The following is a 16,843-nucleotide window of genomic DNA, read 5'->3' on the forward strand; positions in this document are numbered from 1 at the left end:
CTGACCTACACCTGGCCGGGCACCCCGGGCACCCTGCAGCCGAAGGAGAAGGTCACCGCGACCGCGACCTACCGGCTCACCCAGGCCGACCTGGACGCCGGTGAGGTGAACAACCAGGCCACCACCTCCGGGAAGACCCCGGACGGGACCACGGTCACCCCGCCCCCGGCCGCGACCGACACCCCGCTGGTGGCGAACCCCACCCTGAACCTGATCAAGACCGCGAACGCGTCCGCGGTGAAGAACCCGGCGACGGTCGGGGACACGATCACCTACACCTTCACCTCCACCAACACCGGCAACGTCACCCTCACCGGGGTGAGCATCACCGACCAGCTCCCGGGCCTGTCCGCGATCAGCTACACCTGGCCCGGCACCCCCGGCACCCTCACCCCCGGCCAGACCGTGACGGCGACCGCGACCTACCAGCTCACCCAGGCCGACATCAACACCGGCCAGGTCATCAACCAGGCCACCGCCACCGGGACACCACCCACCGGCCAGAACGTCACCACACCCCCCGCCAGCGTGCCCGTCCCGCTGACAGCAGCACCGAAACTCACCTCCACGAAAACCGCCGACTTCAATGCCGTGCAGACGCCGCCGGTTCCCGGTGACACGGTCGTGTTCCACTTCTCGGCGAAGAACGAGGGCAACGTCACCCTCACCGGCGTGACCATCACCGACGCCAAGGCGGGCCTGAGCCCGCTGGTCTACACGTGGCCGGGCACTCCAGGCACACTGCTGCCCGGAGAGACGGTCACGGCGACGGCGACGTACAAGCTGACCCAGGCCGACATCAACACCGGCCACCTGGCGAACTCCGCCACCGCAAAGGGCACACCTCCGACCGGTCCGGACGTGACGCCCCCGCCGTCGGTAACGGACACCCCGCTGCTGGCGAACCCGGACATGACCCTGGTCAAGACGGCCGACCGCGACCAGCTGAACAGTCCGACCAAGGTCGGCGACCAGATCACGTACCACTTCACGGCGAAGAACACGGGAAATGTCACGCTGACGAATGTGTCGATAGCGGACGCCCTGCCGGGCCTGTCGGCCCTGACCTACACGTGGCAGAACACGCCGGGCACGCTGCAGCCGGACGAATCCGTCACGGCCACCGCGATCTACTCCGTGACCCAGGCCGACATCAACGCCGGTCACGTGGACAACCGCGCCACCACCACGGGCACCCCGCCCACGGGACCAGCGGTCGTTCCGCCGCCCGCTGTCGTCGACGTCCCGCTCACAGCGGGTCCCCAGCTCACCCTGACCAAGGGGGTCGACCTCATCGGTCTGCCCACCCCGCCCTCCGCGGGTGACGTCATCACGTACCGGTTCAGCGCCCAGAACACGGGCAACGTGACGCTGACCAACGTCAGCATCTCCGATGTGCTTCCGGGTCTCTCCGCACTGACGTACACGTGGCCGGGCACGCCGGGCACGCTGACGCCGGGCCAGACCGTCACCGCGACGGCGACCTACCGTGTCACCACCAACGACATCAACTCCGGCCACGTCGCCAACGTCGCGACCGCGGTCGGCACCCCGCCCTCGGGTCCGCCGGTGAACTCCCCGCCGGCCCCGAACGATGTAACCCTGACCGCCAACCCGGCCATCGGCCTGGTCAAGTCGGCGTCCCCGAACGACGCGGCCAACTTTGTCGTCGGCCGAACCATCACGTATACGTTCGTGGCGACCAACAACGGCAACGTCACGCTGACGAACCCGCAGATCTCAGAGACCCAGTTCTCCGGCTCGGGCACGCTGTCGCCGCTGTCCTGCCCGCCGACGGCGCAGTTGCAGCCGCGCGGCCAGCTGGTCTGCACGGCCACCTATGTGCTGACACAGGCCGACATCGACGCAGGACACGTGCTGAATGAGGCGACCGCCTCCGGAACGCCGCCCACCGGCCCGGACGTGGTGTCCCCGCCGGCCGAGGTCGAGATCCCCGGCGTGCAGGACCCGAAGCTCACCCTGGCGAAGGTCGCCGGCACCAGCGGCGTGTCCAACCCGGCCAAGGTCGGCGACGTCATCGTCTACACGTTCACCGCACACAACGACGGCAACACGACCCTGACCAACGTGTCGATCACGGACCAGCTTCCGGGTCTGTCCCCTCTGACCTACACGTGGCCGGGAACCCCGGGCATCCTCCTGCCCGGCGAGGACGCCGTCGCCACCGCGCAGTACGTGCTGACGCAGGCGGACATCAACGCCGGCCACGTGGCGAACTCCGCCATCTCGACCGGAACCCCGCCGAACGGGCCGCCGCTCGTGACCCCGCCGGCCGAAACCGACACGACTCTCGGCCCGGCGCCGAGCATCGACCTGGTCAAGTCCGCCGACGCGTCCGCGGTGCAGTCGCCCGCGGTCGTCGGTGACACCGTCACCTACACGTTCGTGTCGACCAACAACGGCAACACGACCCTGACCGGTGTCACGATCGACGACCCGCTGCCGGGCCTGTCACCGCTGACCTACACGTGGCCGGGCACTCCGGGCACCCTCGACCCGGGCCAGCAGGTCACCGCGACGGCGACCTACCAGCTGACCCAGTCCGACATCAACGCGGGCAAGGTGACCAACACGGCGACCACCGAGGGCACCCCGCCAAGCGGCCCCCCGGTCACCGACCAGGACGTCTACGACCTCACCGTGACCGCGGGTTCGGGCATCGAGCTGACCAAGACGCCGGACGCCGGTGCAGTGCAGTCCCCGGCCCGCCTCGGCGACACCGTCACCTACACGTTCGTGTCCAAGAACACCGGTAACACCACGCTGACCGGCGTCACCATTACCGACCCGATGCCCGGGCTCTCCGCCCTGACCTACACGTGGCCGGGCGCCCCGGGCGTCCTGCAGCCGAGCCAGTCGGTCACGGCGACGGCCACCTACCAGCTCACGCAGGCCGACCTCGACGCCGGCCGGGTGGACAACACGGCCACCACGACGGGCACGCCGCCGACGGGTGGGGATGTCACCGACACCGCCACCGCCCAGGTCCCGGTCACGCCGGGCCCGTCGCTGAAGGTCACCAAGACGGCCGATGCCGGCGCGCTCCAGAACCCGGTGAAGGTGGGTGACACGATCACCTACACGTTCTCCGCCGAGAACGACGGCAACGTCACCCTGACCGGCGTGAAGATCGACGACGTCCTTCCGGGTCTGTCCCCGCTGACGTACACGTGGCTGAACACCCCGGGCACCCTGGCGCCGAAGGAGATCGTCACCGCGACGGCGACCTACCAGGTGACCCAGGCGGACATCGACGCCGGCCATGTGGCGAACGCCGCCACCGCGACCGGCAACCCGCCCGTCGGTCCGCCCGTGGTCACCCCGCCGGCCCCGACGGACACCACCCTGATCACCACCTCGGAACTCGAGCTGACAAAGGTGGCCGACCCCCGCGCCATCCAGTCGCCGGCCCAGGTGGGCGACACGATCATCTTCACCTTCGCGGCGAAGAACAACGGCAACACGACCCTCACCGGCGTGACCATCAACGATCCGCTGCCGGGCCTGTCCACGTTGACCTACACGTGGCCGGGCACCCCGGGCACGCTCCCGCCGGGCCAGAGCGTCACGGCCACCGCGAGCTACCATCTGACCCAGGCCGACATCGACCGAGGCCTCGTGTCCAACACGGCGATCGCCGTCGGCACCCCGCCGACGGGCCCGTCCGTCACCTCGCCCCCCGCGAGCACGGACACCCCGGTCGCCCCCGGTCCGAAGCTGACCCTCACGAAGGTCGATGACGCGACCGCGGTCAAGAACCCCGCGCAGGTCGGTGACACCATCACCTACACCTTCACCGCGGTCAACGACGGCAACACCACGCTCACCGGGGTGACCATCACTGACGCCCTGCCGGGCCTGTCCTCGCTCACGTACTCGTGGCCGGGCACCCCGGGCACGCTTGCACCGACGGAGAAGGTCACCGCCACGGCGACCTACCAGCTGACCCAGGCCGACATCAACGCCGGCAAGGTCACCAACTCGGCCACGGCGACGGGCAACCCGCCCACGGGCGGCACCGTCACGACGCCTCCGGCGTCCGTGGACACCCCGCTGGTCTCCGACCCCGAGCTGACGTTCACCAAGAACGTCGTCCCCGGCGGGATCCAGTCGCCGGCACAGCCGGGTGACGTGGTCACCTTCGCGTTCTCCGCGAAGAACGACGGCAACGTCACTCTCACCGGTGTCACGATCACCGACCCCAAGCCGGGACTCTCTGCCCTGACCTACACCTGGCCGGGCACCCCCGGCACGCTGCAGCCGGGCGAGACCGTCACCGCGACCGCTACCTACGCGCTGACCCAGGCCGACATCGACGCGGGTCATGTCGGAAACGTGGCAACGTCCAAGGGGACGCCGCCGTCCGGTCCGGACGTGACCCCGCCGCCGGCGGCGACGGACACCCCGCTCGTGGCGACCTCCAAGCTGACCCTGACCAAGGACGCCGACGCGACCGCGGTGAAGAACCCGGCTCAGGTCGGTGACACGATCACGTACCTGTTCACCTCCGAGAACGAGGGCAACACAACGCTGACCGGTGTCGCGATCACCGATGTCCTGCCGGGCCTCTCGACCCTGACGTACTCGTGGCCCGGCACCCCCGGAACGTTGCTGCCCGGTCAGAAAGTCACGGCCACGGCGACGTACCAGCTCACCCAGGCCGACATCAACGCCGGTGTGGTGACGAACTCCGCCACGGCGACGGGGACCCCGCCGACGGGTACCGATGTCACGACGCCTCCGGCGACGGTGGACACCCCGCTCGTCTCCGACCCGGTGCTGACGTTCACGAAGGACGTCGTCCCCGGCGGCATCCAGTCGCCGGCACAGCCGGGTGACGTGGTCACCTTCGCCTTCTCGGCGAAGAACGACGGCAATGTGACGCTCACCGGTGTCACGATCACCGACCCCAAGCCGGGACTCTCTCCGCTGACCTACACGTGGCCGGGTACCCCGGGCACGTTGCAGCCGGGCGAGACCGTCACCGCGACGGCGACCTACGCGCTGACCCAGGCCGACATCGACGCGGGACACGTGGCAAACACCGCGACCTCGACGGGTACCCCGCCGACCGGTCCGGACGTGACCCCGCCACCCGCGACCACGGACACCCCACTGGTGTCGTCCTCGGCGGTCGAGCTGGTGAAGACCGCCGATTCGACGGCGCTGTCGTCCCCGCCGAGGGCCGGAGACCAGGTCACCTACACGTTCGTGTCCAAGAACACGGGCAATACGACCCTGACCGGTGTCACCATCACGGATGTGCTGCCGGGCCTGTCCTCGCTGACCTACATCTGGCCGGGAACCCCGGGCACGCTGCAGCCGGGTGAGTCGGTCACCGCGACCGCCACCTACCTGCTGGTCCAGTCCGATCTCAATGCGGGCCAGGTCGTCAATACGGCGACAACGGTCGGCACTCCGCCGACCGGCGGCAACGTGACCGACGACGCGACCGAGACGGTTCCGCTCCCGGCGGATCCGACGCTCGAGCTCGTCAAGGACGCGCAGGCCGATGCTGTGCAGTCGCCCGCTGCTGTCGGCGACACCGTCACCTTCGTCTTCCTGGTGACCAACGCCGGGAACGTCACGATGACGGGCGTCACGATCGACGATCCCAAGCCGGGACTCTCTGCGCTGACGTACTCGTGGCCGGCCGCACCGGGCGTGCTCGAGCCGAAGCAGTCGGCGTCGGCGACGGCGACCTACCAGCTCACGCAGGCCGACATCGACGCGGGCCACGTGGGCAACGTGGCGACGTCGACGGGCACGCCGCCGACCGGTTCCGACTTCACTACTCCGCCGGCGGCCACCGACACGCCGCTGGTCCCGTCCGCGTCCATCGACCTCGTGAAGACGAAGGACACCTCCGCCCTGCAGTCGCCGCCGAAGGCGGGTGACGTGGTCACCTATACCTTCGTCTCGGAGAACACCGGTAACACCACGCTCACCGGCGTCACGATCGCCGACCCGCTGCCGGGACTGTCCCCGCTGACCTACACGTGGCCGGGCACCCCAGGCACGTTGCAGCCAGGCGAGAAGGTTACGGCTACGGCGACGTACCCGCTGACGCAGGCGGACCTCGACGCGGGCACGGTCGTGAACACGGCGAGCACCACCGGCACTCCGCCCTCCGGTGACGACGTCACCGACGTGGCGAGCACGACGGTTCCTCTCGCGTCCGACCCCGACCTGTCGCTGGTCAAGAGCACCAACGTCGACGCTGTCACGAACCCGGCTCAGGTCGGCGACACCATCACGTACCTGTTCTCGGCGAAGAACGAGGGCAACACCACCCTCACCGGCGTGGCGATCACGGACGCGCTGCCAGGCTTGTCCCCGCTGACGTACGCATGGCCGGGCGCTCCGGGCACGCTGGCGCCGGGAGAGACCGTCACCGCGACGGCGACCTATCAGCTGACGCAGGCCGACATCGATGCAGGGCACGTGGCGAACTCGGCGACCGCGAAGGGCACACCCCCGACCGGCACCGATGTCACCACGCCACCGGCCGTGACGGACACCCCGCTGGTGTCGACGTCGAAGCTGACCCTGACGAAGGACGTCCAGCCGGGCGGCATCCAGAATCCGGCTCAGGTAGGTGACACGATCACGTATCTGTTCTCGGCGAAGAACGAGGGCACGACGACGCTGACCGGCGTCACGATCGACGACCAGCTTCCGGGTCTGTCTCCGCTGACCTACACCTGGCCGGGCACCCCGGGCACCCTGCTGCCTGACGACGTCGTCACGGCGACGGCCACCTATCAGCTGACCCAGGCCGACATCGACGCGGGTCACGTGGCGAACACCGCGATCTCGACGGGCACTCCGCCGACCGGTACAGACGTCACTACTCCGCCCGCTGTGACGGACACCCCGTTGGTGTCGACGTCGAAGCTAACCCTGACCAAGGACGCGGACGCGACCGCGGTCAAGAACCCGGCCCAGGTCGGGGACACGATCACGTACCTGTTCACCGCGGAGAACGAGGGCACGACGACCCTTACCGGTGTCACGATCACGGATGGGCTGGCGGGACTCTCCTCGCTGACGTATTCGTGGCCGGGCGCTGCGGGAACGTTGCTGCCGGGTGAGAAGGTCACCGCGACGGCGACCTATCAGCTGACGCAGGCCGACATCAACGCCGGGCTGGTCACGAACTCTGCTATCGCGACGGGCACCCCGCCGACGGGCACGGATGTCACGACGCCTCCGGCATCCGTCGACACACCGCTCGTGTCGGACCCCAAGCTGTCGCTGACGAAGGACGCCCAGGCCGGTGCCGTGCAGTCTCCGGCCAAGGTCGGCGACCTGATCACCTTCGTGTTCTCGGCGACGAACGACGGAAACGTCACACTCACCGGTGTCACGATCGACGACCAGATGCCGGGGCTCTCCCCGCTCGCGTACTCGTGGCCGGGGACCCCGGGGACCCTGCAGCCGAAGGAAGTCGTCACCGCGACGGCGACCTACCAGCTGACGCAAGCGGATCTCGACGCGGGCCACGTGGGCAACACGGCGACTGCGACGGGCACTCCGCCCACGGGCACCGACGTCACGACCCCGCCGGCGGTCACAGACACTCCGCTGACGTCGGGGCCGTCCATCACACTGCTCAAGGTTGCGAACACGACGGCCATCCAGTCACCGGCCGAAGTGGGCGACACGATCACCTATACCTTCGAGTCCACCAACTCGGGCACGGTGACCCTCACTGACGTGAAGATCATCGACCAGCTGCCGGGCCTTTCGGCTCTGACGTACACCTGGCCGGGAACGCCGGGGACGCTCGCGCCGAAGGAGAAGGTCGTCGCGACGGCGACGTACCAGTTGACGCAGGCGGACCTCGACGCGGGCCATGTTCCGAACACGGCGACGACCGTCGGCACTCCGCCCTCGGGACCTGACGTGACGGCCGAGTGGTCGGTCGACGTTCCGCTGACCGCTTCTCCGAACCTGACACTGACCAAGGTGGCGGACGCGGCGGCGGTGAAGGACCCGGCCCAGGTCGGGGACACGATCACCTACCTGTTCTCGGCCGAGAACACCGGAAACACCACCCTCACCGGTGTCACCATCGCCGACGCCCTGCCGGGTCTGTCCCCGCTGACGTACACGTGGCCGGGCACTCCGGGCACGCTGGCGCCGACGCAGATCGTCACGGCGACCGCGACCTACCAGCTGACTCAGGCCGACATCAACACAGGGCTCGTCACGAACTCGGCGACCGCCAAGGGCACTCCGCCCACTGGCACCGATGTGACGACGCCTCCGGCATCCGTGGACACCCCGCTCGTCTCGAACCCGGTGCTCACATTCACCAAGGATGTTCAGCCTGACGCCATTCAGTCGCCGGCGCAGCCGGGCGACGTGGTGACCTTCCAGTTCTCCGCGAAGAACGACGGAAACGTCACCCTGACCGGTGTGACCATCGACGACCCGATGCCCGGGCTCTCCCCGCTGACCTACACCTGGCCGGGCACACCGGGCACGCTGCAGCCGGGCGAGACGGTCACCGCGACGGCGACCTACGCTCTGACGCAGGCCGACATCGACGCAGGTCACGTCGGCAACGTGGCGACCTCCACCGGCACCCCGCCCTCGGGTCCCCCGGTCACCCCGCCGCCGGCCGCGACCGACACCCCGCTGACCTCCACGCCGAAGCTCACGCTCACGAAGGACGCGGACGCGACTGCGGTCAAGAGCCCCGCGCAGGTCGGTGACACGATCACCTATCTGTTCACGGCCGAGAACGAGGGCACCACGACCCTCACCGGCGTCACGATCACCGACGTCCTTCCGGGTCTCTCACCGCTCACGTACTCGTGGCCAGGAACCCCGGGCACGCTTGCGCCGACGGAGAAGGTCACCGCCACGGCGACCTACCAGCTGACCCAGGCGGACATCAACGCCGGCATCGTCACGAACTCCGCGACAGCGACGGGTAACCCGCCCACGGGGACGAGCGTCACGACGCCCCCGGCGACGGTGGACACCCCGCTGGTGCCCGACCCGGAGCTGACGTTCACGAAGGACGTGCAGCCGGGCGCCATCCAGTCCCCAGCCGAGCCGGGCGACGTGGTCACCTTCGCCTTCTCGGCGAAGAACGACGGCAACGTCACGCTGACGAACGTGTCGATCACGGACCCCATGCCGGGACTCTCTCCGCTGACCTATGTGTGGCCGGGCACCCCGGGCACGCTGCAGCCGGGCGAGACGGTCACCGCGACGGCGACCTACGCTCTGACGCAGGCCGACATCGACGCGGGTCATGTCGGAAACGTGGCGACGTCCAAGGGGACGCCTCCGACCGGTCCGGACGTGACCCCGCCGCCGGCGGCGACGGACACTCCGCTGGTCTCCTCGTCCAAGCTGACCCTGACCAAGGACGCGGACGCGACCGCGGTGAAGAACCCGGCGCAGGTCGGTGACACGATCACGTATCTGTTCACCGCGGAGAACGAGGGCAACACTACGCTGACCGGTGTCGCGATCACCGACGTCCTGCCCGGCCTTTCGACCCTGACGTACTCGTGGCCCGGCACTCCGGGCACCCTGTTGCCGGGTGAGAAGGTCACCGCGACCGCGACCTACCAGCTCACGCAGGCCGACCTCAACGCCGGCATCGTCACCAACTCGGCGACCGCGACGGGCACTCCGCCGACGGGCACCGATGTCACGACGCCTCCGGCGACCGTGGACACCCCGCTCGTCTCCGACCCGGAGCTGACGTTCACCAAGAACGTCGTCCCCGGCGGGATCCAGTCGCCGGCGCAGCCGGGTGACGTGGTCACCTTCGCCTTCTCGGCGAAGAACGATGGCAATGTGACGCTCACCGGTGTCACGATCACCGACCCCAAGCCTGGACTCTCTGCTCTGACCTACGTGTGGCCGGGCACGCCCGGAACGTTGCAGCCGGGCGAGACCGTCACCGCGACCGCGACCTATGCGCTGACCCAGGCCGACATCGACGCAGGTCACGTGGCGAACACCGCGACCTCGACGGGTACCCCGCCGACCGGTCCGGACGTGACCCCACCACCCGCGACGACCGACACCCCACTCGTCGCGGACCCCGCGCTGACGTTCACCAAGGACGTCGTCCCTGGTGGCATCCAGTCGCCGGCACAGCCGGGTGACGTGGTCACCTTCGCGTTCTCCGCGAAGAACGACGGAAACGTCACGCTCACCGGTGTCACGATCACCGACCCCAAGCCGGGACTCTCTGCCCTGACGTATACGTGGCCGGGCACCCCCGGTACGTTGCAGCCGGGCGAGACGGTCACGGCGACGGCGACCTACGCTCTGGCGCAGGCCGACATCGACGCAGGTCACGTAGACAACGTGGCGACCGCCATCGGCACCCCGCCGACCGGTCCGGATGTCACTCCGCCGCCCGCGGTGACCGACACCCCGTTGGTGGCGACGTCCAAGCTGACGCTGACGAAGGATGCCGACGCGACTGCGGTCCAGAACCCGGCGCAGGTCGGTGACTCGATCACGTACCTGTTCACCGCCGAGAACGAGGGCAACACGACCCTCACCGGCGTCGCGATCACCGATGTGCTGCCGGGCCTGTCCCCGTTGACGTACTCGTGGCTCGGAACACCCGGAACACTGCTCCCGGGTGAGAAGGTCACCGCGACCGCGACGTACCAGCTCACGCAGGCGGACATCAATGCCGGTGTGGTGACGAACTCCGCCACGGCGACGGGGACCCCGCCGTCGGGTACGGATGTGACGACGCCTCCGGCGACGGTCGATACCCCGCTGGTGTCCGACCCCGAGCTGACGTTCGCGAAGGACGTCGTCCCTGGTGGGATCCAGTCGCCGGCGCAGCCGGGTGACGTGGTCACGTTCCAGTTCTCCGCGAAGAACGACGGCAACGTCACGCTGACGAACGTGTCGATCACGGACCCCAAGCCGGGACTCTCTCCGCTGACCTACACGTGGCCGGGCACGCCCGGTACGTTGCAGCCGGGCGAGACCGTCACCGCGACGGCGACCTACGCGCTGACGCAGGCCGACATTGACGCAGGTCATGTCGGAAACGTGGCGACGTCCAAGGGCACTCCGCCCTCTGGTCCGGACGTGACCCCGCCGCCGGCGGCGACGGACACCCCGCTCGTGGCGACCTCCAAGCTGACCCTGACCAAGGATGCTGACGCGACCGCGGTCCAGAACCCGGCGCAGGTGGGCGACACGATCACGTACCTCTTCACCGCCGAGAACGAGGGCAACACGACGCTGACCGGTGTGGTCATCACCGACGTGCTGCCGGGCCTTTCGACCCTGACGTACTCGTGGCCGGGCACCCCCGGAACGTTGCTGCCGGGTGAGAAAGTCACCGCGACGGCGACGTACCAGCTCACGCAGGCGGACATCAATGCGGGCATTGTGACGAACTCCGCGACCGCGACAGGTACGCCGCCGACGGGCACCGATGTCACGACGCCTCCGGCGACGGTCGACACCCCTCTGGTGTCCGACCCCGGGTTGACGTTCACGAAGGATGTGCAGCCGGGCGGCATCCAGTCGCCGGCGCAGCCGGGTGATGTGGTCACCTTCCAGTTCTCCGCGAAGAACGACGGAAACGTCACCCTGACCAACGTGTCGATCGATGACCCGATGCCGGGACTCTCCCCGCTGACCTACGTGTGGCCGGGAACTCCGGGAACGCTGCAGCCGGGCGAGACCGTCACGGCGACGGCGACCTACGCGCTGACGCAGGCGGACATCGACGCCGGGCACGTGGGCAACGTGGCGACCTCGACGGGTACCCCGCCCTCTGGTCCGGACGTGACCCCGCCGCCGGCGGGCACGGACACCCCGCTCGTGGCGACCTCCAAGCTGACCCTGACCAAGGATGCTGACGCGACCGCGGTGAAGAACCCGGCTCAGGTCGGTGACACGATCACGTACCTGTTCACCGCCGAGAACGAGGGCAACACGACCCTCACCAGTGTGGTCATCACCGACGTGCTGCCGGGCCTCTCGACCCTGACGTACTCGTGGCCGGGCACCCCCGGAACGTTGCTGCCCGGTCAGAAAGTCACGGCCACGGCGACGTACCAGCTCACCCAGGCCGACATCAACGCCGGTGTGGTGACGAACTCCGCCACGGCGACGGGGACCCCGCCGACGGGTACCGATGTCACGACGCCTCCGGCGTCCGTGGACACCCCGCTCGTCTCCGACCCGGTGCTGACGTTCGTGAAGGACGTCGTCCCCGGCGGCATTCAGTCGCCGGCGCAGCCGGGTGACGTGGTCACCTTCCAGTTCTCGGCGAAGAACGACGGCAACGTCACCCTGACGAACGTGTCGATCACGGACCCCAAGCAGGGACTCTCCCCGCTGACCTACACCTGGCCGGGCACCCCGGGAACGCTGCAGCCGGGCGAGACGGTCACCGCGACGGCGACCTATGCGCTGACCCAGGCCGACATCGACGCGGGTCACGTGGCGAACACCGCGACTTCGACGGGTACCCCGCCGACCGGTCCGGACGTGACCCCGCCCCCAGCGGCGACGGACACCCCGCTGGTGTCCTCGTCGAAGCTGACCCTCACGAAGGATGCGGACGCGACCGCGGTGAAGAACCCGGCGCAGGTCGGTGACACGATCACGTACCTGTTCTCCGCTAAGAACGACGGCAACACGACCCTCACCGGTGTCACCATCACGGATGTGCTGCCAGGCCTGTCCCCGCTGACCTACACCTGGGTGAACACTCCGGGCACCCTGCTGCCGGGAGAGGTCGTCACGGCGACCGCCACCTACCAGCTCACTCAGGCCGACATCAATGCCGGGATCGTCACCAACGCGGCAACCGCCACGGGTACCCCGCCGACCGGCACCGACGTTACGACGCCTCCGGCCACGGTGGACACGCCACTGGTGTCCGACCCGGAGCTGACGTTCACCAAGGACGTCGTCCCTGGCGGCATCCAGTCGCCCGCACAGCCGGGTGATGTGGTCACCTTCCAGTTCTCCGCGAAGAACGACGGAAACGTGACGCTCACTGGTGTCACGATCGACGATCAGATGGTCGGCCTGTCGCCGCTGACGTACACGTGGCCGGGTACCCCCGGCACGTTGCAGCCGGGCGAGACCGTCACCGCGACGGCAACGTACGCGCTGACCCAGGCGGACATCGATGCCGGGCACGTGGCGAACACCGCGACCTCGACGGGTACTCCGCCGACGGGTCCGGACGTGACGCCGCCGCCCGCGACAACCGACACGCCCCTGGTGTCGACGTCCGAGTTGACCCTGACCAAGGACGCCGATGCGACCGCGGTCAAGAACCCGGCGCAGGTCGGTGACACGATCACCTATCTGTTCACGGCCGAGAACGAGGGTACGACGACGCTGACCGGTGTGGTCATCACCGACGTGCTGCCGGGTCTCTCGACCCTGACGTACTCGTGGCCGGGCACTCCGGGCACCCTGTTGCCGGGTGAGAAGGTCACCGCGACGGCGACCTACCAGCTCACACAGGCCGACATCAATGCCGGCATCGTGACGAACTCTGCGACCGCGACCGGTACTCCGCCGTCGGGTACGGATGTCACGACGCCTCCGGCGTCCGTGGACACCCCGCTCGTGTCCGACCCGAAACTGACCTTCGTAAAGGATGTCGTTCCTGGTGGGATCCAGTCGCCGGCGCAGCCGGGTGACGTTGTGACCTTCGCGTTCTCCGCGAAGAACGACGGAAACGTCACGCTGACGAACGTGTCGATCACCGACCCCAAGTCAGGACTCTCTCCGCTGACGTACACGTGGCCGGGAACTCCGGGCACGTTGCAGCCGGGCGAGACCGTCACGGCGACCGCGACGTATGCGCTGACGCAGGCCGACCTCAACGCGGGACACGTGGCAAACACCGCGACCTCGACGGGTACCCCGCCGACCGGTCCGGACGTGACCCCGCCGCCTGCGGCGACGGACACCCCATTGGTGGTCGAGCCGGAACTGACGTTCACCAAGGACGTTCAGCCTGGTGGCATCCAGTCGCCGGCGCAGCCGGGTGACGTCGTGACCTTCCTGTTCTCCTCGGAGAACACCGGAAACGTCACGCTGACGAACGTGTCGATCACGGATCCGATGCCAGGCCTGTCCGCTCTGACGTACAACTGGCCGGGAACTCCGGGCACGCTGCAGCCGGGCGAGACGGTCACGGCGACGGCGACGTACGCGCTGACGCAGGCAGACATCGACGCAGGCCACGTGGGCAATGTGGCGACCTCGAAGGGCACCCCGCCGTCCGGCGCCGACGTGACTCCGCCGCCCGCAGCGACGGACACGCCGCTGACGACTTCGGCGACGATCGAGCTCAGCAAGGCAGCGGATGCGACCGCGTTCAGCTCGCCGGCGAAGCCGGGCGATGTGATCACCTACACCTTCGTGTCGGAGAACACGGGCACCGTCACCCTGACCAACGTGTCGATCACCGACCCGATGCCGGGCCTGTCCGCCCTGACCTACTCGTGGCCGGGCACTCCGGGCACGCTGGCTCCGAAGCAGAAGGTCACGGCGACGGCCACGTACCAGTTGACGCAGGCGGACATCGACGCCGGGCTCGTGACCAACTCCGCGACCACGACGGGCACCCCGCCTACGGGCACCGACGTGACCGACGGTGCGACCGCTGACGTGCCGGTGCCGCCGGCGCCGAGCATCGATCTCACGAAGCTCGCCGATCCGTCGACGGTGCAGACCCCGCCGCAGGCGGGCGACACCGTCACGTACACCTTCGTGGCGGAGAACAACGGCAACGTGACGCTGACCGGCGTCAGCATCACCGACCCGTTGCCGGGCCTGTCCGCTCTGACCTACACCTGGCCGGGTACCCCGGGCACGCTGGCCCCGAAGGAGAAGGTCACCGCGACGGCCACGTATCAGCTGACGCAGGCGGACATCGACGCCGGGCACGTGGCCAACACCGCCGGCACCGAGGGCACCCCGCCCACCGGCACGAAGGTCACCGACGGGGCATCGGCGGACCTGCCGCTGGTGACGGTCCCGAGCATCGACCTGGTCAAGGCGGCCGACGTCGCCGCGGTCCAGTCGCCGCCCCGGGCGGGTGACACCGTCACTTACACCTTCGTGGCGGAGAACACCGGCAACGTCACTCTCACCGGTGTCGCGATCACCGACCCGAAGCCGGGCCTGTCCGCCCTGACCTACACCTGGCCGGGCACTCCGGGCACGCTGGCCCCGAAACAGAAGGTCACCGCCACGGCGACGTACCAGCTGACGCAGGCGGACATCGACGCCGGGCATGTGGCCAACACCGCAAGCACCGAGGGCACCCCGCCCACCGGCACCAAGGTCACCGACCAAGCCTCCGTCGACATCCCGCTCACCGTGACTCCGGGACTCGACCTGGTGAAGAGCGCCGAGGCGGGAGCGGTCCAGTCTCCGGCTGCCGTGGGTGACACCATCACCTTCACGTTCGTGTCGCAGAACACGGGCAACGTGACGATGACGAACGTGTCGATCACCGACCCGATGCCGGGTCTGTCGGCCCTGACGTACTCGTGGCCGGGTGCTCCGGGCACGCTAGCGCCGAAGGAGAAGGTCACCGCTACAGCGACCTACCAGCTGACGCAGGCGGATCTCGACGCAGGACACGTGAACAACGCGGCGACGGCGAACGGGACGCCCCCGTCAGGCACGGCCGTGACGACTCCGCCGGCGAGCACGGATACCCCGCTCGTCACCACTGCAGCGATCGATCTGGTCAAGTCGGCCGACCCCGCGCAGATCGGCACACCGGCTCGAGCAGGCGACGTGGTCACCTACACGTTCGTCGCCGAGAACACGGGCACCGTCACGCTCACCGGTGTCACGATCACCGACCCGATGCCGGGCCTGTCCGCTCTGACGTACACGTGGCCGGGCACGCCGGGCACGCTCGCTCCGACGCAGAAGGCCACCGCGACCGCGACGTACCGACTGACGCAGGCGGACCTCGACGCGGGCCACGTGTCGAACACCGCCGGCACGACCGGCACCCCGCCGACCGGCCCGAACGTGACCGACAGCGCAACGGCCGACGTTCCGCTCCAGCCGGCACCCAACCTCACTCTGGTGAAGTCGGCGGGCACAGGGGCCATCGCGAATCCGGCGAAGGTGGGCGACACGATCACCTACACCTTCGTGGCGACGAACGAGGGCAACGTGACCATGACGAACGTGTCCATCGCCGACCCGATGCCGGGACTGTCGTCCCTGACGTACTCGTGGCCGGGGACGCCGGGCACGCTGGCTCCGAAGGAGAAGGTCACGGCGACGGCGACCTACCAGCTGACGCAGGCGGATCTCGACGCAGGGCATGTGACCAATACGGCGACGTCGACGGGCACCCCGCCGTCGGGCGAAGTCGTGACCACGCCGCCGGCCGGGACGGACACCCCGCTCACGCCGGACCCGAAGCTCGACCTGGTCAAGACGGCCGACACCAGTCGCCTCTCGTCCCCGGCCGCCGTGGGTGACGTCATCACCTACAGCTTCACCGTGAGCAACATCGGCAACGTGACCATCAGCAACGTGGCGGTCGCCGACCTGATGCCGGGCCTGTCCCCGCTGACCTACACCTGGCCGGGAGCCCCGGGCACGCTGGCCCCGGGCCAGAAGGTCACGGCGACGGCGACCTACCAGCTGACGCAGGCCGACCTGGATGCGGGACACGTGGACAACACGGCGTTCGTCACGGGCACCACGCCCGGCGGCGGCAAGGTGACCGCCACGCCACCCGCCACGGTCGACACGCCCCTGCCGCGCAACGCTCTTCCGGGAGTCTCCGGATGATCCGCGC

Annotated in this window: 1 protein-coding gene; it reads left to right on the forward strand. The window is 69.0% G+C overall.

Going from position 1 to position 16,843, the window contains the following annotated elements; genetic code table 11:
• On the forward strand, positions 1 to 16,836 hold the full coding sequence (locus H284_RS21185; protein ID WP_502685488.1) for a CLIPPER-2 domain-containing protein: 16,836 nt from the start codon (positions 1 to 3) through the stop codon (positions 16,834 to 16,836).
• The last annotated feature ends 7 nt before the right edge of the window (positions 16,837 to 16,843 follow it).

Origin of the sequence: Cryocola sp. 340MFSha3.1, from assembly GCF_000383315.1 — a bacterium.
Classification (GTDB): domain Bacteria; phylum Actinomycetota; class Actinomycetes; order Actinomycetales; family Microbacteriaceae; genus Leifsonia.